The organism is Phycicoccus sp. 3266, from assembly GCF_031456495.1.
Taxonomy (GTDB): Bacteria; Actinomycetota; Actinomycetes; order Actinomycetales; family Dermatophilaceae; genus Pedococcus.
The window spans coordinates 455453-479597 of record NZ_JAVDUW010000002.1 but is presented as its reverse complement, the minus strand read 5'-3'; the positions used below and the strand labels follow the sequence as shown (position 1 = coordinate 479597).

Annotated in this window: 23 protein-coding genes and 2 pseudogenes; 6 read left to right on the top strand and 19 right to left on the bottom strand. The window is 73.1% G+C overall.

Annotated elements, in window-relative coordinates:
- Positions 1–77 precede the first annotated feature (77 nt).
- Positions 78–887 carry an enoyl-CoA hydratase-related protein gene (locus tag J2X64_RS12105; protein ID WP_310154572.1) on the top strand — a complete coding sequence of 270 codons (810 nt, stop codon included), beginning with the start codon at positions 78–80 and terminating at the stop codon, positions 885–887.
- Between the two features lie 38 nt (positions 888–925).
- On the opposite strand, the gene J2X64_RS12100 is transcribed toward J2X64_RS12105, so the two are convergent.
- The 7 genes from J2X64_RS12100 to J2X64_RS12070 form a co-directional block, all read right to left on the bottom strand.
- The gene (locus tag J2X64_RS12100; RefSeq protein ID WP_310154569.1) at positions 926–2200 is read right to left on the bottom strand and encodes a hypothetical protein; all 1275 of its coding nucleotides are present in this window, start codon (positions 2198–2200) and stop codon (positions 926–928) included.
- Positions 2197–3384, bottom strand: a complete 1188-nt coding sequence (locus J2X64_RS12095) for a hypothetical protein (protein WP_310154567.1) — start codon at positions 3382–3384, stop codon at positions 2197–2199. The genes J2X64_RS12100 and J2X64_RS12095 overlap by 4 nt, the downstream gene beginning before the upstream one ends.
- Positions 3385–3395: 11 nt before the next feature.
- Positions 3396–3977 carry a DNA-3-methyladenine glycosylase I gene (locus J2X64_RS12090; protein ID WP_310154564.1) on the bottom strand — a complete coding sequence of 194 codons (582 nt, stop codon included), beginning with the start codon at positions 3975–3977 and terminating at the stop codon, positions 3396–3398.
- A complete protein-coding gene (locus J2X64_RS12085) occupies positions 3974–4426 on the bottom strand; it encodes an SRPBCC family protein (protein WP_310154561.1) in 453 nt (150 codons plus the stop codon). Before J2X64_RS12085 ends, J2X64_RS12090 begins: the two co-directional genes overlap by 4 nt.
- A 5-nt stretch (positions 4427–4431) precedes the next feature.
- Positions 4432–4749, bottom strand: a complete 318-nt coding sequence (locus tag J2X64_RS12080) for a DivIVA domain-containing protein (RefSeq protein ID WP_310154559.1) — start codon at positions 4747–4749, stop codon at positions 4432–4434.
- A gap of 38 nt (positions 4750–4787) precedes the next feature.
- Positions 4788–5039: a hypothetical protein gene (locus J2X64_RS12075; protein WP_310154557.1), complete on the bottom strand. Its 252-nt coding sequence runs from the start codon at positions 5037–5039 to the stop codon at positions 4788–4790.
- A gap of 141 nt (positions 5040–5180) precedes the next feature.
- Positions 5181–5897 (bottom strand): TIGR00730 family Rossman fold protein, encoded by a 717-nt coding sequence (locus J2X64_RS12070; protein ID WP_310155862.1) that lies wholly within the window; start codon positions 5895–5897, stop codon positions 5181–5183.
- Between the two features lie 163 nt (positions 5898–6060).
- Here J2X64_RS12070 and J2X64_RS12065 point away from each other — a divergent pair, with 163 nt between their 5' ends.
- Entirely contained in the window at positions 6061–7413 is a 1353-nt protein-coding gene (locus tag J2X64_RS12065) for a serine hydrolase domain-containing protein (RefSeq protein ID WP_310154554.1), read from the top strand.
- Between the two features lie 60 nt (positions 7414–7473).
- Here J2X64_RS12065 and dapE read toward each other — a convergent pair whose 3' ends face one another.
- Positions 7474–8583 (bottom strand): succinyl-diaminopimelate desuccinylase, encoded by a 1110-nt coding sequence (dapE, locus tag J2X64_RS12060; protein WP_310154551.1) that lies wholly within the window; start codon positions 8581–8583, stop codon positions 7474–7476.
- 65 nt (positions 8584–8648) lie between these two features.
- On the opposite strand from dapE, the gene dapD reads away from it, so the two are divergent.
- Positions 8649–9581: a 2,3,4,5-tetrahydropyridine-2,6-dicarboxylate N-succinyltransferase gene (gene dapD / locus J2X64_RS12055; protein ID WP_310154548.1), complete on the top strand. Its 933-nt coding sequence runs from the start codon at positions 8649–8651 to the stop codon at positions 9579–9581.
- A 2-nt stretch (positions 9582–9583) separates the two neighbouring features.
- Positions 9584–10477 (top strand): hypothetical protein, encoded by an 894-nt coding sequence (locus J2X64_RS12050; protein WP_310154545.1) that lies wholly within the window; start codon positions 9584–9586, stop codon positions 10475–10477.
- Between the two features lie 12 nt (positions 10478–10489).
- Here J2X64_RS12050 and J2X64_RS12045 read toward each other — a convergent pair whose 3' ends face one another.
- The 4 genes from J2X64_RS12045 to fdxA form a co-directional block, all read right to left on the bottom strand.
- Positions 10490–12151, bottom strand: a complete 1662-nt coding sequence (locus J2X64_RS12045) for a phosphodiester glycosidase family protein (protein ID WP_310154543.1) — start codon at positions 12149–12151, stop codon at positions 10490–10492.
- A 119-nt stretch (positions 12152–12270) separates the two neighbouring features.
- The gene (locus tag J2X64_RS12040; protein ID WP_310154540.1) at positions 12271–13566 is read right to left on the bottom strand and encodes a citrate synthase; all 1296 of its coding nucleotides are present in this window, start codon (positions 13564–13566) and stop codon (positions 12271–12273) included.
- Positions 13567–13680: 114 nt separating this feature from the next.
- Complete coding sequence (gene dapC / locus J2X64_RS12035; RefSeq protein WP_310154537.1) at positions 13681–14799, bottom strand: succinyldiaminopimelate transaminase; 1119 nt, start codon at positions 14797–14799, stop codon at positions 13681–13683.
- 16 nt (positions 14800–14815) lie between these two features.
- On the bottom strand, positions 14816–15142 hold the full coding sequence (fdxA, locus tag J2X64_RS12030) for a ferredoxin (protein ID WP_310154534.1): 327 nt from the start codon (positions 15140–15142) through the stop codon (positions 14816–14818).
- A gap of 21 nt (positions 15143–15163) precedes the next feature.
- On the opposite strand from fdxA, the gene J2X64_RS12025 reads away from it, so the two are divergent.
- Together J2X64_RS12025 and J2X64_RS12020 are read left to right on the top strand one after the other, a co-directional pair.
- Positions 15164–16201: a GNAT family N-acetyltransferase gene (locus J2X64_RS12025; protein ID WP_310154532.1), complete on the top strand. Its 1038-nt coding sequence runs from the start codon at positions 15164–15166 to the stop codon at positions 16199–16201.
- 40 nt (positions 16202–16241) lie between these two features.
- Positions 16242–16652 (top strand): VOC family protein, encoded by a 411-nt coding sequence (locus J2X64_RS12020; RefSeq protein WP_310154529.1) that lies wholly within the window; start codon positions 16242–16244, stop codon positions 16650–16652.
- 6 nt (positions 16653–16658) lie between these two features.
- Here the strand turns inward: J2X64_RS12020 and J2X64_RS19165 are convergent.
- From J2X64_RS19165 to J2X64_RS11990, 7 genes and pseudogenes are all read right to left on the bottom strand, one after another.
- Positions 16659–17267, bottom strand: a pseudogene (locus J2X64_RS19165) (VanW family protein); the annotation flags it as partial.
- 552 nt (positions 17268–17819) lie between these two features.
- A pseudogene (locus tag J2X64_RS19160) lies at positions 17820–18200 on the bottom strand (peptidoglycan binding domain-containing protein); the annotation flags it as partial.
- A 149-nt stretch (positions 18201–18349) separates the two neighbouring features.
- The gene (locus tag J2X64_RS12010; RefSeq protein WP_310154525.1) at positions 18350–18844 is read right to left on the bottom strand and encodes a flavin reductase family protein; all 495 of its coding nucleotides are present in this window, start codon (positions 18842–18844) and stop codon (positions 18350–18352) included.
- The gene (gene mshB, locus J2X64_RS12005; protein ID WP_310154522.1) at positions 18841–19743 is read right to left on the bottom strand and encodes an N-acetyl-1-D-myo-inositol-2-amino-2-deoxy-alpha-D-glucopyranoside deacetylase; all 903 of its coding nucleotides are present in this window, start codon (positions 19741–19743) and stop codon (positions 18841–18843) included. Before mshB ends, J2X64_RS12010 begins: the two co-directional genes overlap by 4 nt.
- On the bottom strand, positions 19740–21488 hold the full coding sequence (locus tag J2X64_RS12000) for an ABC transporter substrate-binding protein (RefSeq protein WP_310154520.1): 1749 nt from the start codon (positions 21486–21488) through the stop codon (positions 19740–19742). The genes mshB and J2X64_RS12000 overlap by 4 nt, the downstream gene beginning before the upstream one ends.
- Positions 21489–21505: 17 nt before the next feature.
- Positions 21506–23389: a translational GTPase TypA gene (typA, locus tag J2X64_RS11995; protein WP_310154517.1), complete on the bottom strand. Its 1884-nt coding sequence runs from the start codon at positions 23387–23389 to the stop codon at positions 21506–21508.
- 63 nt (positions 23390–23452) lie between these two features.
- A complete protein-coding gene (locus tag J2X64_RS11990) occupies positions 23453–23947 on the bottom strand; it encodes a (deoxy)nucleoside triphosphate pyrophosphohydrolase (RefSeq protein WP_310154514.1) in 495 nt (164 codons plus the stop codon).
- Between the last annotated feature and the right edge of the window lie 198 nt (positions 23948–24145).

Genomic DNA, 24145 nt, shown 5'->3' with positions numbered 1-24145 from the left:
GCCAGTTTTCCCTCATTATCCCGTGAACAGCCTCACAGGTGAAATCCGCCCCACCACGCGCCCGGCATGATGACGCCATGACCGACACCCCCGCTCCCGGCCAGTCCCCCGTCCTCCTCGAGCGCGACGGCGCCGTCGCCACCGTGCGGTTCAACCGGCCCGAGGCCATGAACGCCCTCGACGTGGCGACGAAGGAGGCCCTGCTGGCGGCGCTGACCGAGGTGGCCGCGGACCCCGGGGTGCGCTGCGTCGTGCTCACCGGGTCCGGCCGGGCGTTCTGCGTGGGGCAGGACCTGCGCGAGCACGTGACGCTGCTGCAGTCGGACGACCCGTCGCTGTGGGAGACCGTGCCGACCCACTACAACCCGGTGGCCGAGCTGCTGGCGACGATGGACAAGCCGGTCGTGGCCGCGCTCAACGGGGTCGCGGCGGGCGCGGGCGCGGCGTTCGCGATGGCGGCCGACATCCGCATCATGGTCGACACCGCGGGGTTCAACCTGGCGTTCGCCGGCATCGCCCTGTCCTGCGACTCCGGCTCGTCGTGGTGGCTGCAGCGCCTGGTCGGGCCGGCTCGGGCCAAGGAGCTGCTGCTCCTGCCCCGCACCGTGCCCGCGCAGGAGTGCCTGTCACTGGGCCTCGTGACCACCGTCGTGACGGCCGAGGAGTTCGAGGCGGAGGTCGCGCGGGTCGCGACGCAGCTCGCGGCCGGACCGACGATGGCCTACGGCTCGATCCGGCGGGCCGTCGCGTATGCCGCGGGGCACCCGCTCGCCGAGTCCCTCGCCAAGGAGGGCGAGTTCATGGCGCGCACCGGGGCGAGCGCGGACCACCACGCGGCCGTCGACGCGTTCCTCGCCAAGGAGAAGCCGGTCTTCACCGGTCGCTGAGCCCGCCCGGTCGCGGAGCCCGCCCGGCCGACCGCGTGTCACGGCGGTGCGGCCGCCCAGGGCGTGTAGGTCAGCAGCGTGCAGGTGAACCAGAACATCCCCAGCACGAGGACGACGGCCACGACACCGACCCGGCGGCGCCAGTGCGGCACGATGCGCGCACCGGTGGAGGTCCGCATCGCCACCGACGCGACGAGCGCGGCGATCGGGAAGTCGAGCAGCAGGAACCGCCACATGCTCGTGATCGGCCGCACGACGGCCAGCAGGTAGAGCGGGTACGCGAGCGCCCACACCCGCAGCTCGACCGCGAGCCAGCGCCCGTGCCGGCCGAGGATGAGCGCGATGTAGGTGGCCACGAGCGAGACGAGGACCAGCACGCCGAAGAAGCCGTGCGACTCCCACGCCCACACCACCCAGAGCACGAACGGGCCCGACTCCGGCTTCTGCCCCCACGCCGCCTGCACGTCGAAGAACGCGGTCGGCAGCCCGCTCACGAGGCCGACCACCACCGGCCACGACAGCGACGAGACCGCGGTCGCCGCGATCATCAGCCCTGCCGTCACGCGCTGTCCGGCGAGCGGCGCCACCCCCGCAGCCCGGTCCTCGCGCCACCGCAGCGCGAGGTGGGCCAGCACCGCGCACGCGATCGCCGGGGCCACCGCGCGGGTGAAGCCGAGGACGATCGCCAGCGTGGCCACCCACGCGTAGCGCCGCTGCATGAGCAGCAGCAGGGACCCTGCGATGAGCACGGCCGCGACGGCCTCGGTGTACGGCATGACGAGCACGCCCGTCGCCGGGTAGAGGCACCACAGCGACGCCGCCGTCAGGGCCAGGCGCTCGCGGGCGGGCTGGGGCGAGGCGTGCAGCGCGAAGTGGAAGCAGCGCCACACCAGCAGGGTCGCCCCGGCGCCGAGCAGCAGGTTCAGCGCGACCGCGGCCCCGAGGAACGGCAGGCCGGTGACCATGAGCCCGCGCACGAGGAACGGGAAGACCGGGTAGAACGCCCACTCGCTGTAGGTCAGCAGGCCCGTGTCGGGGTCGGCCGGCAGCGGCACGGGGTAGCCGGTCTCGGCGATCCGCCGGTACCAGACGCCGTCCCAGCTGCCGAGGATGTCGGCGACGTTGGGGTCGACGTGGCCGACCCCGGCAGGGGTCTGGAACCAGACGGCGGCCACACCCATGGCGGCCACGACGAGGACGCGCGACGCGGCATACACGAGCAGGAGGTAGGCGACGGGGTGGCGCAGCGCCCGCTGCGCCACCGCGCTGCGACCGGCGGACGTCCGCAGCGCGGTCAGGCCGATGGTGCTCACGGCGGGTAGTCCGAGGGCGGGTGGAAGACGAGCAGCTTCCAGATCCAGGCGACCTGGCCCACGACACCGAGCGCGACGAGCACCCCGGCACGCGTCCACAGCCACCGGGCGCCGCGCTCGACCCAGCCGCCACCCAGCACCACGGCCACGAGCGGGAAGAGCGGCAGCGCGTAGCGGAAGATGCTCGTGAACGGGTCGAGGACGAGGGCGAGGTATGCCGGGTACGCCAGGCACCACGTGCGCAGCTCGGGTCCCAGCGCCGTCGCCCACGGCCCCAGGGTGAGCACCACGATGGCCGTCACGAGGGCCGCGAGCCCGACGGGTCCGTAGACCGCGGCGCCGTGGAAGTCGCGGAACGCCCACTGCGACATGCCGAGCCACGGCGTGAGCGGCTCGATGACGTGGCCGACCCGCCAGGCCGCCATGGTGTCGACGTAGGCCGTCCGCACGCCGGTCACGTGCCAGGCGACGAGCGGCCATGCGATCGCCCCGAGCCCGCTGCAGGCGAGGGCGAACGCGCCCGCGGCGTACTCCCCCGGCCCGACCGGCTCCCGCCCGCGCCCGCGCCAGCGCAGGAAGAGCGCCACGGCGACCACGGCGATGACCGGCACCGCGATCGGCCGGGTGAGTCCGAGCACCAGGGCAGCCACCCCCGCGCCGACCCACTGCCGCCGGATGACGGCCCACAGCAGCAGGCACAGGACGAGCATGGCCATGGACTCGGTGTAGGCCAGCTGGAGGGACACCGCGGCCGGGAAGGCCGCCCACACCGCGACGGTCGCGAGGGCCACCGGGCGCCCGACCTTCTCGGCGAGCAGGACGGCCATGACCAGTGCGGCGCCGAGCCCGCACAGCAGCGCGACGCAGGACGCCACGAGCGGGAAGCCGAAGCCGGTGAGGTCCATCAGCGCCCGGGAGACGAGCGGGAAGAGCGGGTAGAAGGCCCAGGCGTTCTGCGCGACCTGGCCGTCGGGCAGGCGCGGCAGGACGTGCGGGTAGCCCAGCTCGGCCACGTGCCGGTACCAGCTGCCGTCCCACAGCACCGTCATGTCCAGCGGCTCGACCGTGGGACCGGTCCAGTCCATCATCACCGGCTGCCGGTGCGAGGCGATGACGAGCAGCACCCAGCTCACCGCCCTCAGGACGAGGTAGACCAGGCCCGCGCGCCAGAGCAGGGCGCGCACCGGCGACCGGTTCACTCCGGGCCGCCGGCCCGGTGGCACCCCACGAGGTGGTCGTCCACGAGCCCGCAGGCCTGCATGGCGGCATACATCGTCGTCGGCCCGACGAAGACGAAGCCGGCCTTCTTCAGCGCCTTGGCGAGGGCGACGCTCTCCGGCGAGGTGGCGCGCAGCTCGGCGGTGCTGCGCGGAGGGGTGTGCTGCTCGGGCCGGTGCGACCAGACGAGGTCCTCGAGGCCGCCCTGCTCGCGCAGCCCCAGGACGGCGCGGGCGTTGGCGATCGCGGCGTCGACCTTGAGCCGGTTGCGCACGATGCCGGCGTCGGCCATGAGCCGCTCGCGGTCGGCGTCGTCGAAGGCGGCGACCGCCTCGGGGTCGAACCCCGCGAACGCGGTCCGGAACGCCTCGCGCTTGCGCAGGATCGTGATCCACGCGAGCCCCGACTGGAACGCCTCGAGGGTGATCCGCTCGTAGAGGGCCTTCTCCCCGTGGACCGGCACGCCCCACTCGAGGTCGTGGTACTCGAGGTAGTCGGGGCTCGAGCCGGCCCAGGCACACCGCGCCAGGCCGTCCGTGCCGACGACGACTCCGCTCACCGGGGCGCCCCCGCGGCCCGGTCGAGCATCGCGGCGATGGCACGCCCGTAGAGCCACTCGCTGCCCCGGGCCACGAGCGGGTCGAACAGCCGCTTGGCGGGCAGCGGCCGGACGACGGCGTCCTCGCGCCAGTCCAGCCGGGTGCCGTCGCCGTCGGGCGCCACGGTCACGTCGGCCCACCCACCGAGCACCCGGCCGGTCTTGACGACCCGGAACCGGCCGGCACCGTCGGTCGGCGGCTCCCAGACGGTCACGAGCATCGAGTCGCGGAACGCCAGCGGCCCGAGGCCGCTGATGCCGGCGAAACCCCATCCCGGGGTCGGCTGCCCGGTGTCGAGCCGCATGCGGGTGAGCGGCATCCAGTCGGCGTATGCCGCGAAGTCGGTGACCGCCGCCCAGACGGCCTCCGGGCTCGCCGGCGAGTGACGGGTCAGGTGGAAGCGGGCCATGGCGGTCAGCCGTCGAGGTCGTCGTGGGACGCGCGAGGCGTCGGCGCGGCGACGTCGCGCGGGTCCTGGGCGGCCTCGAGCTCGGCGATGCGGGCCTGGAGCTGGTCGAGCACCGCGTCGACCTGGTCCATGCGGTAGCCCCGCAGCGCGGTGTCGAACCGCACGGTGGAGACCTCGCTGGCCGGGAAGTGCTCGGAGAGAACGGGATCGGCCTGCGTCGTCGTCGCCGGGGCCATCGGGTCGTACCCGATCCGACCGGTCACGAGCGCGGCGAAGCCACCCACGAGCAGCACCGCGACGACGATGAAGAAGACCCAGACCACGCGCCCGATCGTCGCACGTCCGGCTGTCAGGGACCTACTCAGCCCGCCGATCCGGCATCGGGGACGTCGGCCGTGGCGACAGCCGGGGCGACGGCCGCGCGGGTCAGCATCTCGACGACGTGCGGCACGTCCTCGGGCGCGAGGCGGACCGTGGCCTTGCACGTGGCGTCCTGCCAGATCGACAGCACGACGCGGCCGCTCGCCGGGTGGCCGGAGATCCGCAGCGTGCGGCCCGCGACGTCGCGGCCGAGCACGACGTCGCCCAGGCGTGGCAGCGGCGACACGGTCATCGCCTCATTCTCGTGGGCGCCGGTCCCGGCGTCCATCCCCTGGTCGCCCGATCCCCGGTCGTCCGATCCCGGGGCGCCGCGGCCCGCAACCGCACCCCACGGCCGCAGGCCTCGGGTCGCGGGGCGCCCGGACCGCTCCTGCTACTCGGGCCGCTTGGCCACCACCTGCTCGTCGGCCTCGAGGATGATCCGGACCGCCTCGTCGACGTCGTCGGTGAGGTGCAGCAGGTCCACGTCCTTGGGGCTGACCGTGCCGGCGTCGAGGACCGTGCCGCGCAGCCAGTCGAAGAGCCCGCCCCAGTACGCCGTCCCCATGAGCACGATCGGGAACGAGGTGACCTTCTGCGTCTGGACCAGCGTCACCGCCTCGAACAGCTCGTCCAGGGTGCCAAAGCCGCCCGGCAGCACGATGAAGCCGCGGGCGTACTTCACGAACATCGTCTTGCGGGCGAAGAAGTAGCGGAAGTTGACGCCGAGGTTCACGTGCTCGTTGAGGCCCTGCTCGAACGGCAGCTCGATGCCGAGCCCGACCGACGCACCACCCGCCTCGTGCGCGCCCTTGTTGGCCGCCTCCATGGCGCCCGGCCCCCCACCGGTGATCACGGCATACCCGGCCTCGGCGAGCCGCCGACCGACCTCGGCGCCGAGCTCGTAGAACTCGGTCCCCGGCTTGGTTCGCGCCGAGCCGAAGACCGACACCGCCGGGCCGAGCTCGGCCAGCGCGCCGAACCCCTCGACGAACTCGCTCTGGATCCGCAGGACGCGCCACGGGTCGGTGTGCACCCAGTCGGTCGGTCCGCGCGAGTCCAGCAGCCGCTGGTCGGTCGTGGTGCCGGGGACCCGCGACCCGCGAAGCATGACCGGGCCGGTGCGGTACTCGACGTCCCACTCGGTGGCGCCGGCGGTCTGCCCCAGGTCGTCCTCGGTGTGGCTCAGGTCCTCGTGCTCGCTCACGCGCCCAACCTAGGCCACCGCAGGCCGCGAGCCGGGAAACGGCGCACTCCCCGCTAGGGTCGCGGAGGTGGACAGCACCCTGCAGGACAGCACCCGCCGGCGACTGCGCGCGATCGCCCTGGACCGGCAGCGGACAGGGCGCGTCCCCGGCCTCGCGGCCGCGGTGGTGCGTCGCGGCGAGCTGCTGTGGACCGACGGCATCGGGACGGTCGACGTCTCCGCGCCGCGGGTACCCGGACCCGACGACCAGTTCCTCGTGGCGTCCAACACCAAGTCCTTCACCGCCGTGCTCGTCATGGCGCTGCGCGACGAGGGGCGGCTCGACCTGGACGACCGGCTCGACGAGCACCTCCCCGGCGTGACCCACCGGGCGACCGTGAGGCAGGCGCTGGCCCATGCCACGGGGCTGGCCCGCGAGCCGCTCGGCGACATCTGGGAGACGCTCGAGCAGCCCGACCTCGAGACGCTCATGGCCGACTTCAACGCCATCGAGCGTGTGGGCCGGCCCCACGACCGGTGGCACTACTCCAACGTCGTGTATGCCGTGCTCGGCGAGCTCGTCGCGCGGCTCGACGGCCGCCCGTGGGAGGAGTCGCTGCGGGCGCGCATCCTCGAGCCGCTCGGCATGACGCGCACGACGGTCGGCTTCGACGGCGGCCCGCGGGCGACGGGGTACCACCTGTCCCCCTTCCACGACGTCCCGCAGGTCGAGCCGGTGGTGGACCTGCGGGCGATGGCCCCGTGCGGCGCCTTGGCGAGCACGGTGACCGACCTGGCGCGCTGGAGCGGCTTCGTCGCCGACCCGGACCCGGCGGTGCTGTCCCCCGACACGCTCGAGGAGATGACGCAGCCGCAGCTCATGACCGACCCCGACGGCTGGACCAGCGCGATGGGGCTCGGCTTCTTCCTCGTGCGCTCACCACAGGGCCGCACCTGGGTCGGCCACACCGGCGGTATGCCGGGTCAGGTCAGCGGGGTCTTCACCCACCGCGAGAGCGGCACCGGCGGCATCGTGCTCATGAACAGCTCGTCCTCCCCCGACCCGACGGCCTTCGCCCTGGCGCTGGGCGACCACGTCGTGGAGCACGACCCGGCCGAGGAGCCGGAGTGGCGGCCGGGGACGTCGGTGCCCGAGCACCTCGTGCCCCTGCTGGGCCGCTGGTTCTCCGAGGGCAGCGGCTACACCTTCAGCGTGCGCGAGGGCCGGCTCGAGGCGCGGGCGGACGCCGCGCCGGCGGACCGCGCGCCGTCCGTGTTCGAGCGCCTCGACGAGGACACCTACCGCACCGTCTCCGGGCGCGAGCGTGGCGAGCTGCTGCGCGTCACCCGCGGGCCGGACGGCGCGGTGCTCAAGCTGAACTGGGCGACGTACCTCGTCTCCCGTGAGCCGCTGGCCTTCGGGGAGCAGCCCTCGCGGTAGCCCCTCCCCGCCCGCGAGCGGCCGGGGCGCCCGGCCGCCGGCAGGGCGGCAAGCTCTGGGTCAGGCGAGCCAGCGCAGCAGCGCGGCCTCGGCGGACTCGAGCTGGTCGACCGGCACGCGCTCCTCGTCGTGGTGGGCGAGGTTGGGGTCGCCGGGGCCGAAGTTGACCGCGGGGACACCCATGGCCGAGAACCGCGCCACGTCGGTCCAGCCCTGCTTGGCCACGACGTCGACGCCCAGGGCGTCGACGAACGCCCGGGCGGCCGGGCGGTCCAGGCCGGGCCGCGCCCCGCCGGCGTTGTCGACGATGGTGACGACGAAGTCGCTGAACAGCTGGTGGACGACGGCGGCGGCGTCGTCCTCGGACTTGTCGGGGGCATACCGGTAGTTGACGGTGACCACGCACCGGTCCGGGATGACGTTGCCGGCGATGCCACCGGCGATGCCGACCGCGTTCATCGCCTCGCGGTACTCCAGGCCGTCGACCTCGACGGTCTCCGGCTGGTACGCCACGAGCCGCGCGAGCACCTCGGCCGCGTCGTGGATCGCGTTGTGCCCGTTCCACGGCCGGGCGCTGTGGGCGGCGATGCCCTTGGTGACGACCTCGGCGCGCAGGGTGCCCTTGCAGCCGCCCTCGACGATGGAGCCGGTCGGCTCGAGCAGCACGGCGAAGTCGGCGTCCTCGATGAGTTCCGGCCGCTGCTGGTGGATGTGCAGCAGGCCGTTGTACTGGCTGTCGATCTCCTCGCCCTCGTAGAACACGAAGGTCAGGTCACGCGACGGCTCGGCGACCAGGGCCGCCTTGAGCTGCACGGCGACGCCGCCCTTCATGTCGACGGTCCCGCGGCCCCACAGCTCCTCGCCCCGGCGCTGGGTGGGCAGGTTCGCCGGCTCGGTGGTGAGCGGCACGGTGTCGATGTGCCCGGCCAGGACGACCCGCTCGGAGCGGCCGAGGTCGGTGCGCGCCACCAGGGTGTTGCCGATGCGCGTCGTCGTCAGGTGGCCGAGGGGCGCGAGCGCCGCCTCGATGGCGTCGCAGACGGTCGCCTCGTTGAGGCTGACCGACTCGATGTCGCACAGCGCCGCGGTGAGCGTGACGACGTCCGCGGACAGGTCGAGGACGGGGGCGGTGGTGGCGTTTCCGGAGGTGCTCTGGGGGCTGCTCGACATGCCCGCCACCCTAGTGGGGCTGCGGATTCACGGAGCGCGCCGCACCTCTCGTACCCTTGGTCGCCATGAGCAGCGAGCGCACCGCCTGGGGACACGGCCTGGCCACGATCCACGACGACGGAGCCGTGCTCGACGCATGGTTCCCGCAGCCCGCCCTGGGCGGCCGCCCGGACGGCGCGGGCGTCCCGCAGGCGCTCGAGGCGCTCGCGGGCAAGGACGACGTGCGCCGCGTGCGCCGCGAGGTCGTGACCGTCGAGGTCGACCTGGACGCGGCCCCGGCCGACCCGTGCGACGCCTACCTGCGGCTGCACCTGCTCTCGCACTGCCTCGTGGAGCCCAACACGGTCAACCTGGACGGCCTCTTCGGCGTGCTCGCCAACGTCGTGTGGACCACCCAGGGACCGTGCGCGGTCGACGGCTTCGAGCTCACCCGCGCCGGGTTGCAGGCCCGCGGGCCGGTGCAGGTGCTCGGTGTCGACAAGTTCCCGCGCATGGTCGACTACGTCGTGCCGCGCGGTGTCCGCATCGGTGACGCCGACCGCGTCCGCCTCGGCGCGCACCTCGCGCCGGGCACCACCGTCATGCACGAGGGCTTCGTCAACTACAACGCCGGCACGCTCGGCCACTCCATGGTCGAGGGTCGCATCTCCCAGGGCGTCGTCGTCGGCGACGGCTCCGACATCGGCGGCGGCGCGTCCACCATGGGCACGCTGTCCGGTGGGGGCACGGAGCGCGTGCGCATCGGCGAGCGCTGCCTGCTCGGGGCGGAGTCGGGCCTGGGCATCGCGCTCGGCGACGACTGCGTCGTCGAGGCAGGCCTCTACCTCACGGCAGGGACCAAGGTGACCCTCGCCGACGACCGGGTCGTCAAGGCCGTCGAGCTCTCGGGGCAGGACAACCTGCTGTTCCGTCGCAACTCCGTCACCGGCACCGTCGAGGGGCTCGCCCGCGACGGGCACGGCATCGTGCTCAACTCCGCGCTCCACGCCAACGACTAGGCATGCCCACGACCAGGCGTCGCGCACCCCTCGCCGAGCAGCGCCGCCCCCGACGCGGGATGCGCCGCCTCCTGACCCGGCTGGTGCTCCTGCTCTTCGTCGTGGCCGTCGTCGGTGCGGGGGTTGTCGGCATCCGCGGGCTGCTGCACAGCTTCGCCGGGCCCCAGTGCCGGGCCACGGCGCTGGGCAAGAGCGTCACCTTCGACCCCAGCCAGACGGCATACGCGGCCACGATCGACGCGGTGGCGGAGAAGCGGGGCCTGCCCGCCCGCGCGGCCACCATCGCCATCGCCACGGCCATCCAGGAGTCGAAGCTGCGCAACCTCACGTACGGCGACCGTGACTCCGTGGGCCTGTTCCAGCAGCGGCCGAGCCAGGGCTGGGGCACCGAGAAGCAGATCCTCGACCCGGTCTACGCGACCAACAAGTTCTACGACGCCCTCGTGAAGATCGACGGCTACGAGCAGATGCGGATCACCGAGATCGCGCAGAAGGTGCAGAAGAGCGCCTACCCCGAGGCGTACGCCGAGCACGAGCAGGAGGGGCGGCTGCTGGCCTCGACCCTCTCCGGCCACTCCCCGGGCGGCCTCGGCTGCCGCCTCAAGGACGCCACCGACGGCAAGCCCGCGGCCCTGCGCAGCGCGCTGGCCACCGAGCTCGGGGTCACCTCGTCGGTGAAGGGCACGACCCTCACCGTCCGCGCCGGCTCCGAGCGGCGCGCGTGGGCCGCCGGAGCGTATGCCGTGGCCAAGGCCGAGCAGTTCGGCGCGACCTCGGTGACCGTCGGGTCCCGGACGTGGAGCCGGACGACGGGCGCCGACGGCTGGAGCTGGCAGGCGGCCCGCACGGCGGTCGGCAAGGACACGGTCGTCGTCAGGTTCGCCGGCGCCGGCTGAGCCCCCCAGTCGTCAGCGCACGACGATGGCGTCGCCGACCGGGCGCTCCCCCGTGGCGTCCGACGGGTGCGAGACCAGCTCGTCCCGGACGACCATGGCCGTCGACCCGCCGCCGTCGAGGTTCATCGCGTCGACCATGCCGAGCGACCTGGCGACCGCAGCCGTCTCGGGGATCGACAGGCCGAGCTCACCGAGCTGCCGGCCGTCGACCGTCACGAGCAGGGTGCGTCCGGCCCGGTCGACACCGGCGAAGGTGCGGGGGTTGCGCTGGAGCACCCAGCCGTAGGCGAAGCTCGGCTCGCCGGGGTGGACCATCCCGTCCTGGCGCTGGGTCACGTGGACCTGCCCGTCGCGGACCAGCTCGGGCCCGCCGTTGAGGACCGCCGCACCGGGCAGCGAGAGGGGGCGACGGCCGTCGGTCAGCGCGGTCTGCACACCAACCCGCTGGCCGGGACGCAGCGCCGCCACGAGCGGTGCCTGGGCCCCGGTGCCCTGCAGCGAGCGCTGGCCGGGTGCGAGCGCGACCCCGCGCGTCGACGCCACCGAGACGACGCGGCCGGAACGGTCGAGGACCGCCTCGGCGCCCGGGCCGGCAGGGGTGTTCGCGCCGTAGGCCGGTGTGAACAGCACGAGCTCGTCGGCGTCGGTGCAGGTGAAGTCGTGCAGCGGCAGGGACGTCGGCTGGTCGTCGGCGGTGCCGCCGCAGTTGCGGATGAGGCCGGGGACCCGGTTGAGACCGTCCAGGACCTGGCGGCCGGAGGGCAGGCCCACGGTCGCGCGCCAGGTGGGGCGGACGACCTCGGTGTGGCGGGCGCGCGGGTCGAGCACGAGCACGGGGCGGGTCCCCACGGGCTCGGACTCCAGCCGGCCGTCGTAGACGCCGGCGCCGGCCGGGTCGCCCTCGGCTCCGGCCTTCGGGTCGAGGACGAAGAAGCCGGCGTTGACGGCGACCTTCGCCTTCTCGTACCGCGAGAGCCAGGTCGGGGTCTCGCGCGCCTCGATGGTCGGGCCGAACGTCCCGGCGAGCGTCCCGCGGAACGTCCGGGGGTCGATCGTCACGACGTTCACCGTCCACGGGCCCTTGGCGGTCGACGTGCCGTCCCACCCGGCATACCAGGCCCGGCCGGAGAACCCGGCGGCCTTGAGCCGGGCGGCCTCGGCGGTCGCCTGCGCCTGGCTGCCGAATGTCGTGGTGAGCCGCACCCGCCAGCCGAGCACACCGGCGGGGACGTCCGCGACGGCCGGCTGGAGCACCTGCTGGGCCTCGGCCGGGAACCCGGCCGCGGTGAGCCGGTCGGCGAACGCGCGGGCGCTGGCCTCGTCCTGGATGGCACGTGGCGGGGCGTCCGGGTCGGGGCTGCTCGCGCCCGAGGGGATGCTCACCTCGACGACCCACGGGACGGAGGCGTCGGGCGCACCCCGGGTGATCCGGGTCCACGTGACCCCGGGCTCGACCTGCTGAACGGTCCGGGTCTCGGGCAGGCCGGCCGGGCCGAGGTCCAGCGGCCCGAAGGCTCCCCCCGTGTGGCGGGAACCGGTGGGCTGCGTTCCCGCATGGTGCATGTCGGCTGCCGTCGGCGCGCCGGGCGGGGACGCCGTCGCCGGGGAGCTCGCCACGGCTGCCGCCGCCGCGAGACCGATGGTGCCGACCGCTGCCGCCCAGGTGCGCCTCATGCGCGGAAGGCTACGACCGATTCGCCCCTTTCGCCCGGCGAGGTCCGAGACCCCCTCCCCTGACGCGACGACGCCCCCGGCCGCGGGCCGGGGGCGTCGTGGAGCGTGCGGGCGTGGGGTCAGCGGTCGCCCATGCCGACGTAGTCGCGCTCGGTGTGGCCGGTGTAGATCTGGCGCGGGCGGCCGATCTTGGTCTGCGGGTCCTCGATCATCTCGCGCCACTGGGCGATCCAGCCCGGCAGGCGGCCGAGGGCGAACAGCACGGTGAACATGCGGGTCGGGAAGCCCATCGACTTGTAGATGAGGCCGGTGTAGAAGTCGACGTTCGGGTAGAGCTTGCGCTCCACGAAGTAGTCGTCCTCCAGCGCGCGCTGCTCGAGCTGGAGCGCGATGTCCAGGAGCGGGTCCTGCACGCCACCCTTGTTGAGGATGGTGTCGGCGGTCTTCTTGATGATGGCGGCGCGCGGGTCGTAGTTCTTGTAGACCCGGTGGCCGAAGCCCATCAGCTTGACGCCGTCCTCCTTGTTCTTCACCTTCTTCACGAACGTGTCGACGTCGCCGCCGTTCTCGTGGATGGTGTTGAGCATCTCGAGCACGGCCTGGTTGGCACCACCGTGCAGCGGGCCGAACAGCGCGTTGATGCCGGCCGAGACCGACGCGAAGAGGTTGGCCTGCGAGGAGCCGACGAGGCGGACCGTCGAGGTGGAGCAGTTCTGCTCGTGGTCGGCGTGCAGGATGAGGAGCAGGTCGAGCGCCTTGACCATGTCCTCGTCGAGGTCGTACGGCTCGGCCGGGAAGCCGAACGTTATGCGCAGGAAGTTCTCCGGCAGGGACAGCGAGTTGTCCGGGTAGAGGAACGGCTGGCCGACGGACTTCTTGTACGCGTAGGCCGCGATCGTCGGGAGCTTGGCCATGAGGCGGACGGTCGAGATCTCGACCTGCTCCTTGTCGAACGGGTCGAGGCTGTCCTGGTAGAAGGTCGACAGCGCCGAGACCGCGGAGGACAGCACGGGCATCGGGTGCGCGTCGCGCGGGAAGCCGTTGAAGAACGCGCGCAGGTCCTCGTGCAGCAGGGTGTGGCGGCGGATCTTGGAGTCGAAGTCGTCCAGCTGCTGCTGGGTCGGCAGCTCGCCGTAGATGAGGAGGTAGGACACCTCGAGGTAGCTCGACTTCTCGGCGAGCTGCTCGATCGGGTAGCCGCGGTAGCGCAGGATCCCCGCGTCGCCGTCGATGTAGGTGATCGCGCTGCTGCACGAGGCGGTGTTGACGAAGCCGGTGTCGAGGGTGACGTTGCCGGTCTCCTTGAGCAGCTTGGAGACGTCGTAGCCGTTGTTGCCCTCCGTCGCCTTCACCAGGCCGAGCTCGAGGGTCTTCCCGTCGGCCGTCAGGGTGGCGCCAGCCGTTGCGTCAGTCATGTGTGTGTCCCATCTTCCACGAGTGTGTGCGGGCACCCGTCGGGTTCGCGTCAGGGCGCTCGTCGCGCACTGTGACGCTACCCCAACCGTGCTCGCGCCCGGGAATCGGGCTGGTCAGGCCCCGAGGCGCCGGACGGCCTCGGCGATGCGCTCGTCGGACGCCGTCAGGGCGATCCGGACGTGCTCGCGGCCGTGGTGCCCGTAGAAGGTGCCGGGCGCGACGAGGATCCCCCGGTCGGCCAGCGCCGCGACGGTCGCCCACGCGTCCTCACCCCGGGTCGACCACAGGTAGAGACCCGCCTCGGAGAGGTCGACCCGCAGGCCGAAGCCCTCGACGGCCGACCGCAGTGCCTGCCGGCGGGCGGCGTACCGGGCCTTCTGCGCGGCCACGTGCTCGTCGTCGCCGAGGGCCGCCGTGAGGGCGACCTGGACCGGCCACGGCACGATCATCCCGGCGTGCTTGCGCACCTCCAGCAGCTGCCGCACCAGGGCGACGTCGCCGGCGACGAACGCGGCACGGTACCCCGCGAGGTTGGACTGCTTGCTCAGCGAGTACACCGCGAGAAGGCCCTCGTGGGAGCCACCGGTGACGCGGGGGTCGAGGATCGACGGCGTGGTCGGCCCCTCCGAGCCCTCCCGCCAGTCCAGCTCGGCGTAGCACTCGTCGCTCGCGACGACGACGCCGTGCTGCCGCGCCCACGCGACGACCTTGGCGAGGTGCTCGACGCCGAGGACCTTGCCCGTCGGGTTGCTGGGGGTGTTGAGCCACAGCAGCTTCGGCGTGGTGGCGGGCGTCAGCGGACCGAGGGCGGCCAGCCCGTCGACCACGGTCGGCGTCGCACCGGCGAGCCGGGCCCCGACGTCGTAGGTCGGGTAGGCCACCGAGGGGAAGCCCACGAGGTCACCCGGCCCGAGGCCGAGCAGGGTCGGCAGCCAGGCCACCAGCTCCTTGCTGCCCACCGTCGGCAGGACCCCGTCGGGGTCGAGGTCGGGGACCCCGCGCCGTCGGGCGAACCAGCCCGCGACCGCCTCGCGCAGGGCGGGCGTGCCGTACGTCTGCGGGTACCCGGGCGCGTCAGCGGCCGAGCGCAGGGCCTCCTGGACGACCTCCGGCGTGGGGTCGACCGGCGTGCCGACGGACAGGTCGACGATGCCCCCGGGCACGGCACTCGCCCGCTCCTTGTACGGAGCGAGCGAGTCCCAGGGGAAGTCGGGGAGGACGCGTGAGGTCACGCGCTGACCTCCGCGCTCACTCGTCGTGCGACTGCGGGGGCAGGTCGGCGATCAGCGGGTGGTCCTTGTTGATGACGCCGAGCTTGGCCGCGCCACCCGGGCTGCCCAGGTCGTCGAAGAACTCGACGTTCGCCTTGTAGTAGTCGGCCCACTGCTCGGGGACGTCGTCCTCGTAGTAGATCGCCTCGACCGGGCACACCGGCTCGCACGCACCGCAGTCGACGCACTCGTCCGGGTGGATGTACAGCGAGCGCTCGCCCTCGTAGATGCAGTCGACGGGACATTCCTCGATGCAGGCCTTGTCCTTGAGGTCCACACAAGGCTGGGCGATCACGTACGTCATGCCGCACATACTATGCGGCGTGTGTCAGGCGATGTCGGCAACCTCCACGTCGGGTCCCGGGTGGTCGTCCGGTGGCGCCTCGACGCACCCGATGCCGCCACCGGGGCGACGCTGACCGACTCGGTCGGCACGCTCGTGGAGCTCACCGGCGACGCGCTCGTCGTCGAGACCGGGCATGGCCCCGTGCGCGTGTCCCTGGACCGGGTCACGGCCGCCAAGGTGGTGCCGCCCCGCCCCTCCCGCCGCGGTGCCGCCCACCTCGCCGTCTCGGTGGACGACCTCCAGCGGGTCATGGCCCCCGCGTGGGGCGCCCTCGAGCGCGACCGGCTCGGCGAGTGGGAGCTGCGCGCGTCCCAGGGATTCACCCAGCGTGGCAACTCGGTGGTGCCGGTGGGCGACCCCGGCGTGCCCCTCGAGCGGGCGGTCGACCAGGTCGAGGCCTGGTACGCCGCGCGCGGCCTGCCCGCCAGGCTCGCCCTTGCGGGCCCCGAGGGCTTCCGACCCGGCGACGACCCGCTCGGTGCCCTGATGCTGGCCCGCGGGTACACCGAGGGCAGCCGGACGCTCGTGCTGACGGCCTCGACCGAGCGCGTCGCCGCAGCCGACCCCGGCGGCCCGGACGTGGTGGTGTCGCCGGAGGCCTCGCCCGAGTGGCTGGCGACCTACCTCACCACCCGTTCCAGCGTCCCCGGCGTCAGCGAGCGCGTGGTCACCGGCAGCCCCGAGCACCTCTTCGGTCAGGTCCGTCCAGGCGGCGGGCTGTCCCAGAAGCTCGGGCTGCGGGACCCCGACGCCGCCGGGACCACCCCGATCGCGTTGGGCCGCATGGGGATCGCCCACGGCTGGGCCGGGCTCGGCGCGGTCTGGACCGACCCGGCATACCGGGGTCGGGGCCTGGCCGCCCACCTCACCGCGCAGCTGGCGGCGGCCGCCCGCGCCCGCGGGCTCCACCTCGTGCACCTGCAGGTCGAGCACGACAACGCCACGGCGATCCGGCTCTACCAGCGGCTCGGCTTCGACACGCACTCGAGCTACGTCTACCTCACCCAGCCGCGATAACGGGTGGCGCGGGCGGCCCGCTGCCGCAAGGCTGCCGCCCATGGTGAGCCGAATCATGCACACGTCCGTCGACAGCCGGAACGCCCACGACCAGTCGGTCTGGTGGGGCCGGGTCCTGGGGTTCTCCGAGGACCCGCAGGACCCGAACCTGCCCGGGCACGAGGAGTGCATGATCTTCTCCCCCGACGGCCGCACCCGGGTGCTGTTCATCGAGGTGCCCGAGGGCAAGACGGTGAAGAACCGGCTCCACTTCGACCTCTACCCGCAGGACGTCACCCGCGACGAGGAGGTCGAGCGGCTGCTGGGCATGGGGGCGACGATGCACCAGGACCTGCGCAAGGACGACGGGGGCGGCTGGGCGACGCTGCTCGACCCCGAGGGCAACGAGTTCTGCGTGCTGCGCAGCGTCTCCGAGCGGCCGGACCCCTACGCCCACCTCGTGCGCGACTGAGCCGCGTCAGCCGGCCTTCGGGTTGGTGCAGCGGACGTCGTCCTCGGGGATGTAGTGGGTGTTGAAGGTCGACGTCTTCACCTGCTTGCCGCCCTTGAGGAAGATGCGCGTGACCGTGACGTCGAAGCCGGGCGTCGGCGTCTGTGGCACGCAGGACGCCTTGTCGTCGGTGATGGTCCTCGGCTGGACGACGTTGCGGCGCGGGCCCTTCACGGCCTTGACGTCCCACACCTTGGTGCCGTGGAACGTCACGGTGACCGAGTTCCCCGAGACGCCCGCCTGGATGAGGATGCCGTAGCCGGTGTCGTTGGTGAACCGGTTGTCGACGTCCGGCCAGGAGATCGTGGCCTCGCGCCCTTCGGGGTAGCGCGAGATGTAGAAGGAGTGCGGGTGGTGCTCCTCGATCCGGGCACCGGAGAAGAAGATCGCGTTGAACAGCGTCGTCGAGAGCTGGGAGATGCCGCCGCCGTAGTCCTTGGTGAGCCGGCCGTTGACGATGACCGGTGCCGGGTTGTAGCCCTTGGCGGCGGTGCGCTGCCCGAGGACGGCGTTAAGGCTGAACGTCTGCCCCGGCGCGACGTAGGTGCCGTTGAGCGTGCGGGCCGCGATGGTGATGTTCTCGGTGCGCGGCGGGTTGAACGGGAACTGCGTCGAGAAGGTCGAGATCACCTCGCGCGGCTTGATCTTCTCCGCCTCGGCGGTCGTCAGCTTCGGCTGGACCACCTTCACGGAGACCGTGGCGGTCCGCCCGGGCGCCGTCAGCGCGGGGACGAAGGCGCTCGTGACCGAGGTGTCGTCGAGCGTGGAGCCGACGACAGCCGGCTGCACGACCGGGATGGTCCCCTTGAACGTGATCTTCGCGTCGCGGGCCGCCTTCTCCAGCCCCGCCGCGGCCGCGGCCTTGCGAACGGCGGCGACCAGCTTGGCCTCGTCGACCTGCGGCGAGAGCCGGCCCGAGTCGTCCGCCGTGACCGAGAGCGCCGGGGCGTATGCCGCGGGCTCGACCGGGAAGCGCTTGGAGCCGACGACGACGGTCACCGGCGCGGAGACCGCCGGCGTCGCGAACTCGCGGTTGGCGCGGTCGAGCTCGTCGGCGGACACCTTGGGGTCGACGGTGTCGAGCGCGGCCGTGACCGGGGTCGTCGCCGGCCAGCGTGCGGCGACCGCGTCGGCCGTCCGGCCCACGTCGACGCTGCGGCCCTGCGCCGGCTGCACGACGGCGACCTTGCCACCCGGGAACGTGATGCCACCCTCGACGACCGGGGTGTCGAGCGCCTTCGCCGCACCCCGCACCGCGGCCTCGAGCCTGCCCCGGTCGACCGCGACGGCGAGCTTCTGGTCGCCCCCGCCCGTGAGGTGCGCCCAGAGGTCGGCGGGCTTGAGCGAGAACCCGGTGAGCCCGTCGACGGTGCCGGGCAGGTCGAGACGCAGCCCTGCGTCGGCCGGGCTGAGCTCCTGCTTCGCGTCCCCCGCCACGAGGACGACCTTCTGGTCGCGGCGGTCGGCCAGCGCGCGGTCGAGGGTGCGCTCGGCCGAGGCCGGGCTCATGCCGCCGATCGGGACGCCCGCCACGGAGGTGTTGGCGGGGACGTGGCGGCCGAGGAAGTACGCCAGGCCGACGTAGCCGGCGACGAGGACGGTGAGGGCGACCGAGGCGCGCAGGGCCGCCGAGCCGTTCTCTCTCACGGGCACTCCCCTCAGCGCAGCGGCTGGTAGCGGCTGCGGTAGTAGACCAGCGCGTCGGCCGGGTGGTCGTTGCTCGACAGGGACACTACTTCGCCGACGACGATGCTGTGGTCACCCGCGCGGTGCATGTCGGTGGTGCGCAGCTCGAGCGTCGCGAGGGCGCCGTCGAGGAGGGCCACCCCCGTCCCCGGACCACGGTGATGGGCCACCCGGTCGAGCTGCCCGTGCAGCGGCCGGCCCTGGGTGGAGAGCCACTCGGCGGTGGGGCGCTGGTCGGCACCGAGGATGCTCACACCCCAGACGCCGGAGTCGGCGATGGCGTCGTGGAAGCGCGCGTCGACCTCGACGCAGGCCAGGACGAGCAGCGGCTCCATCGACACGGAGGTGACGGCGTTCGCCGTCATGGCGTGGTCGTGGCCGCCGGCGAAGGTCGTGAGGACGGTGACGCCCGTCGCGAACCGGCCCATGGCCAGGCGGAAGTGGTCTGCGTCGACGGGGGTGGTCACGACGACCCATCCAACAGGCCTGCGACACGACCCGCGCGGCGGCCCGCGTCCGGTGCGGGTGGCGCGGCGACCTCGCCCGTGGCCGGGTCGAGCCGGGCGAAGCCCTCGCGGCCGGCCAGCCGAGCGGCGATGTCGTTGGACAGCGCGTAGACGTCGCCGCGCACCTTCACCTGGGTGACGTGCTGCGACAGAGCCTCCCGCTGCACCGGCAGCGCCTCGGGGTCCTGCACCGCGTGGGTCACCAGGGGGTCCGCGACCACGGACGGCGGGTAGTCCCCGTCGACGGCCGGCACGCTCCACTCGCCGGTCAGCTCCGGGTGCGCGGCCAGCCACTCGCGGTCCTCGCGCGCCCAGGACCGCGGCGTCAGCACGGCATACAGCGCCGGCTGCTCGTGGGCGGGCAGGGAGGCCACGGCCGCGCACGTGACGCGGTGGGTCTGGATGTGGTCGGGGTGGCCGTACCCACCCTGCGCGTCGTAGGTGACCACCACGGCGGGCCGGGTGCGGCGGACGACGTCCACCACGAGCGCGGCGGCCTCCGCGAGGTCGGCGTTGACGAAGGCAGCGGGGTTGGCCGCGCTCGGCGTGCCGGCCATGCCCGAGTCTCGGTAGCGGGACAGCACCCCGCGAGCCGGGTCGGAGCCGAGCACCTCCCACGTCGTGCCCAGCGCCGCCATGGCGCGCGCCAGCTCCTCCGCCCGGTACGGGCCGAGGGCGTCGTCGTGGGCCGCGTCGAGGTGGAACAGGTCGGGCGGGATGACCTCGCCCTCCTCGCCGAGGGTGCAGGCCAGCACGTGCACGGGGTGGCCGGCGCGGACGTAGTGGGCCATGGTCAGCCCGGTCGTGAGGGTCTCGTCGTCGGGGTGGGCGTGGACGAACAGCAGCGGCGACCGGCTCACTGGCGCACCCCGACGTCCGCGAGGTCGACGAAGCCGCCCAGTGCCTCGTTGGCGGCGAACCCGGTGACCCGGCTGCCGGCGACGTAGAGCGAGCGGCGCTGCGCGAGCGCGACGAACGCGCCGCGCTGGGCCAGCCCGGCGTCGAGGCGGGCCCATGCCGCGGCGCGCTGGTCCGCGTCGGTGAGGGTGCCGATCCGGGTGATCTCCGCGTTCACCCTGTCGTCGGCGAACCGGCCGTAGTCACGGCCGCTGCTGGACGCGAGCAGGTTGAGCCGGCTGTCGAACAGCGGCGGGATGACCGTCGAGGCCGAGGGCCAGGACGCGGCCCAGTTGGCCCAGAAGACGTCGGTCTGGTCCTGGCGGCCGGGGGCACCGATCGCGGTGAAGTAGTCCTTCTCGATGGGCTGGAGGGTGACCGCGAAGCCGGCGTCCTCCCAGCCGTTCGTGAGCGCCGCCATCGCTTTGTCGGCCGTCGGGGTCGACCGGTACGCCACCCGGATCCGCACCGGCAGGGTCAGCCCCGCCTGCTGCAGCGCCGCCCTCGCGGCCGCCGGGTCGCCGGACCGGCCGGCCCCGGTCGGGTCGGCGTCGGTGTGCCCCGGGAGCGCCGGGCCGATGAGGCCGTACGCGACGTCGGCCGCGCTCTCGCCGCCCAGCGCCGTGACGTACCCCTCGCGGTTGGTGGCCAGGGCCAGGGCCCGGCGGACGCGCTGGTCGCGCATGACCCCCTTGGCGACGTTGGGCGCGAGGTAGTCGACGAACTGCGACGAGGGGTTGATCGAGCGGGCCCGCAGGCCGGAGTCGGACAGGATGCTCTGCTGCAGGGCCGGGGGTGCCGGGTCGAGGGTGACGGTCTGCCGGTGCTCCGGGTCGTCGGCGAGGACCTGCTGCACGGCGGTCTGCGACTCGGTGCCCTCGACGTAGCGGATGGTGTCCGGGAGCCCCTTGCGGATCGGGTCGGACGCCTTGTCCCACTTGGGGTTCCGCACGAAGGTGCCGCCGCTGCTGGGGTCCCAGTCGCCCTTCAGCTGGTACGGACCGCTGGAGAACACGGCATACGTGCCGCCCTTGGGGCCCTTGTCCTGGTCCTTCTTGACCGGGGCGAAGGCGGGCGAGGTGACGACCTGGTCGAACTCGACCACGGGCGCGGCGAGGTGGAACGTGATCGTCGGGCCCTGGCAGGTGACCGCCTTGTCGTAGGCCGCCTGCCCCTTGGCGTCCTTGGCCCACGGGCCCGCGTAGGCGGGCGTCCCGTCGGCCTTGCGCGGCAGGTCGAGGTACGCCGCGGGGTAGTTGAGCCCCTCCGAGGCCATCGGCTCGGCGAACGACCGCGAGACGCCGTAGCGCACGTCCTCGCACGTCAGCGGCGAGCCGTCCTGCCACCTCACGCCGTCGCGCAGCCGGTAGGTCCAGACCTTGTGGTCCTTGTCCGGCGTGCCCGGTCCGGTCGCCAGGTCGCCGACGACCGAGCGCTGAGCGGCGGCGTCGCGCCCGGGCGGGAACGCGGTGAGGGTCCGCAGGAAGACGCGGCCGGCGAAGGCGACGTCCGGAGAGATCGACATCCGCTGCGGGTCCCAGGTCGCCACCGGGCCGAGCGACAGCACCGTCAGCTCACCCCTGGGGGCGGCCGCCGTGCCCTCGCTGCCGCCACCCGCGCGCGGGGTGCAGGCCGTGGCCAGCGCCGTGACCAGCACGAGGCCGCCCGCGAGCAGCGGGCGGCCGAGGGGCAGTCGTGCGTCCGTCACGCGCCGGCCTCCCCGGGTCAGGCGTTGCGCGCCCGGGCTGCCGCGCGGGCGCGCAGGGTCTGGTCGAGCTCGACCTTGCGGATGCGGACCGCGTCGGGGGTGACCTCGACGCACTCGTCCTCGCGGCAGAACTCCAGGCTCTGCTCGAGGCTGAGCTTGCGCGGCGGGACGATCTTCTCGAAGTTGTCCGAGGAGGAGGCGCGCACGTTGGTGAGCTTCTTCTCCTTGGTGATGTTGACGTCCATGTCGTCGGCGCGGGAGTTCTCCCCGACGATCATCCCCTCGTACACCTCGGTGCCCGGGTCGGTGAACAGCGTGCCGCGCTCCTGCAGGTTCACCATGGCGTATGCCGTGACGACACCCTGGCGGTCGGCGACCAGCGACCCGCTGACGCGGGTCGTGATGGTGCCGAACCACGGCTCGTAGTCCTCGAACACGTGGTGGGCGATGCCCGTGCCGCGGGTCTCGGTGAGGAACTCGGTGCGGAATCCGATGAGGCCACGGCTCGGCACGAGGAACTCCATCCGGATCCAGCCGGTGCCGTGGTTGACCATCTGCTCCATGCGGCCCTTGCGGGCGGCGAGGATCTGGGTGATCGCACCGAGGAACTCCTCGGGGGTGTCGATGGTCAGGCGCTCGACGGGCTCGTGCAGCTTGCCGTCGACCTGCTTGGTGACCACCTGCGGCTTGCCGACGGTGAGCTCATAGCCCTCGCGGCGCATCTGCTCGACGAGGATCGCCAGCGCGAGCTCGCCACGACCCTGGACCTCCCAGGCGTCGGGGCGCTCGGTCGGCAGGACCCGCAGCGAGACGTTGCCCACGAGCTCCTTGTCGAGGCGGTCCTTGACCATGCGGGCCGTGACCTTGGAGCCGCGGACCCGGCCCACCATGGGGCTGGTGTTGGTGCCGATGGTCATCGAGATGGCCGGCTCGTCGACGGTGATGACGGGCAGGGCCACGGGGTTCTCGGCGTCGGCGAGGGTCTCGCCGATCATGATGTCGGGGATGCCCGCGATGGCGATGATGTCGCCGGGACCGGCCGACTCGGAGGGCTTGCGCTCGAGCGCCTCGGTCATGAGCAGCTCGGTGATCTTGACCCGCTCGGTGCTGCCGTCGGTCTTGATCCAGGCGACCTGCTGGCCCTTCGTGATCGTGCCGTTGTGCACGCGCAGCAGCGCGAGGCGGCCGAGGAAGTTGGACGCGTCGAGGTTCGTGACGTGGGCCTGCAGGGGCGCCTCGTCGTCGTACGTCGGGGCCGGGATGGTGCCGAGGATGGTCTCGAACAGCGCCTCGAGGTTGTCGGCGTCCGGAAGGCCGCCGTTCTCGGGGCGGTTCAGGGACGCGCGGCCGGCCTTGGCCGAGGCGTAGACGATGGGGAACTCGATCTGGTGCTCGTCGGCGTCGAGGTCCATGAAGAGCTCGTAGACCTCGTCGACGACCTCGGCGATGCGGCTGTCCGGGCGGTCGACCTTGTTGATGCACAGGACGACCGGCATCTTGGCGGACAGCGCCTTGCGCAGCACGAAGCGGGTCTGCGGCAGCGGGCCCTCGGAGGCGTCCACGAGGAGCACGACGCCGTCGACCATGGACAGGCCGCGCTCGACCTCTCCACCGAAGTCGGCGTGGCCGGGGGTGTCGATGATGTTGATGGTGGCGCCGTCCGCGAGGCCGGCGTCCGCCGCGGCCTTGCCGCGGTAGTGGATCGCCGTGTTCTTCGCGAGGATGGTGATGCCCTTCTCGCGCTCGAGGTCGCCACTGTCCATCGCACGCTCGTCGACGTGCTGGTGCTCGCCGAACGCGCCGGCCTCCCAGAGCATCTTGTCGACGAGGGTGGTCTTTCCGTGGTCGACGTGGGCAACGATGGCGACGTTGCGGATGTCGTCGCGGGTCTTCATGGGCATGGGGTCCATTGTCTCAGGGTTTCGGGGCCCCGATGACCACGGGCCCAGCCGGGGCCCTCGTGCTCAGCGCAGGCGGGTCGCGACCACGTCCACGATGGGCAGGTCCGCCGGGAGCCACGGCACGGCATACAGGTCCTCCCGGCCCAGCCACAGCAGCTCGTCGTGGTCCTCGATGGGCGCCGGCTCCCCCTGCGTGACGCGCGCCCAGTAGACGGTCATCGCGTAGGCGCCGCCGAGGGGCCACCGGCCGTCGGGCAGGGGCCCGGGGAGCACCTCCCCCACCTCGACCTCCACGCCGAGCTCCTCGAGGAGCTCGCGCCGCAGCGCCTCCACGACGCCCTCGCCGGGGTCGACCTTGCCACCGGGGAACTCCCAGCCACCGGCCAGCGCGGGGGGCTCGGTCCGGCGCGCTGCGAGCAACCGCGTGGGTGCCGCGAGGTCGTCGACGATGGCCGCCCCCGCAACCGCGCGCAGGGAGACGTCCCCCGCGGGCGCTGGGGAGGCGTCCCCCGCGGGCGGTGGGGAGACGTCCCCTGCGGGCGCTGCGTCCTCGGTCATCTGTCCCCGTTTGCATCGATCGTCCTGAGGCGTCCCATCCTGCCGCAGGGCCGCGGGGGCGCCGCATGCGCAACGGGAGAATCTCCACCACGTCACGATTCGGCATCACCGGCCGAACGGCGGTTCACCTCGTGCGCACCGAGGATCACACTCGACTCGCCCACCCACCGGGCGTGCCCCGATCCACCGGTCCTGGCA

What these genes read in the sequence shown, in the direction of transcription:
- dapD (WP_310154548.1), top strand. Translation starts at nt 8,649, where the DNA reads ATGAGCAGCGAGCGCACCGCCTGGGGACACGGCCTGGCCACGATCCAC.
- J2X64_RS11990 (WP_310154514.1), bottom strand. Translation starts at nt 23,947, where the DNA reads ATGACCGAGGACGCAGCGCCCGCAGGGGACGTCTCCCCACCGCCCGCG.
- dapE (WP_310154551.1), bottom strand. Translation starts at nt 8,583, where the DNA reads ATGTCGAGCAGCCCCCAGAGCACCTCCGGAAACGCCACCACCGCCCCC.
- J2X64_RS12045 (WP_310154543.1), bottom strand. Translation starts at nt 12,151, where the DNA reads ATGAGGCGCACCTGGGCGGCAGCGGTCGGCACCATCGGTCTCGCGGCG.
- J2X64_RS12050 (WP_310154545.1), top strand. Translation starts at nt 9,584, where the DNA reads ATGCCCACGACCAGGCGTCGCGCACCCCTCGCCGAGCAGCGCCGCCCC.
- J2X64_RS12070 (WP_310155862.1), bottom strand. Translation starts at nt 5,897, where the DNA reads ATGCTTCGCGGGTCGCGGGTCCCCGGCACCACGACCGACCAGCGGCTG.
- J2X64_RS12075 (WP_310154557.1), bottom strand. Translation starts at nt 5,039, where the DNA reads ATGACCGTGTCGCCGCTGCCACGCCTGGGCGACGTCGTGCTCGGCCGC.
- typA (WP_310154517.1), bottom strand. Translation starts at nt 23,389, where the DNA reads ATGCCCATGAAGACCCGCGACGACATCCGCAACGTCGCCATCGTTGCC.
- J2X64_RS12020 (WP_310154529.1), top strand. Translation starts at nt 16,242, where the DNA reads ATGGTGAGCCGAATCATGCACACGTCCGTCGACAGCCGGAACGCCCAC.
- J2X64_RS12040 (WP_310154540.1), bottom strand. Translation starts at nt 13,566, where the DNA reads ATGACTGACGCAACGGCTGGCGCCACCCTGACGGCCGACGGGAAGACC.
- fdxA (WP_310154534.1), bottom strand. Translation starts at nt 15,142, where the DNA reads ATGACGTACGTGATCGCCCAGCCTTGTGTGGACCTCAAGGACAAGGCC.
- J2X64_RS12105 (WP_310154572.1), top strand. Translation starts at nt 78, where the DNA reads ATGACCGACACCCCCGCTCCCGGCCAGTCCCCCGTCCTCCTCGAGCGC.
- J2X64_RS12085 (WP_310154561.1), bottom strand. Translation starts at nt 4,426, where the DNA reads ATGGCCCGCTTCCACCTGACCCGTCACTCGCCGGCGAGCCCGGAGGCC.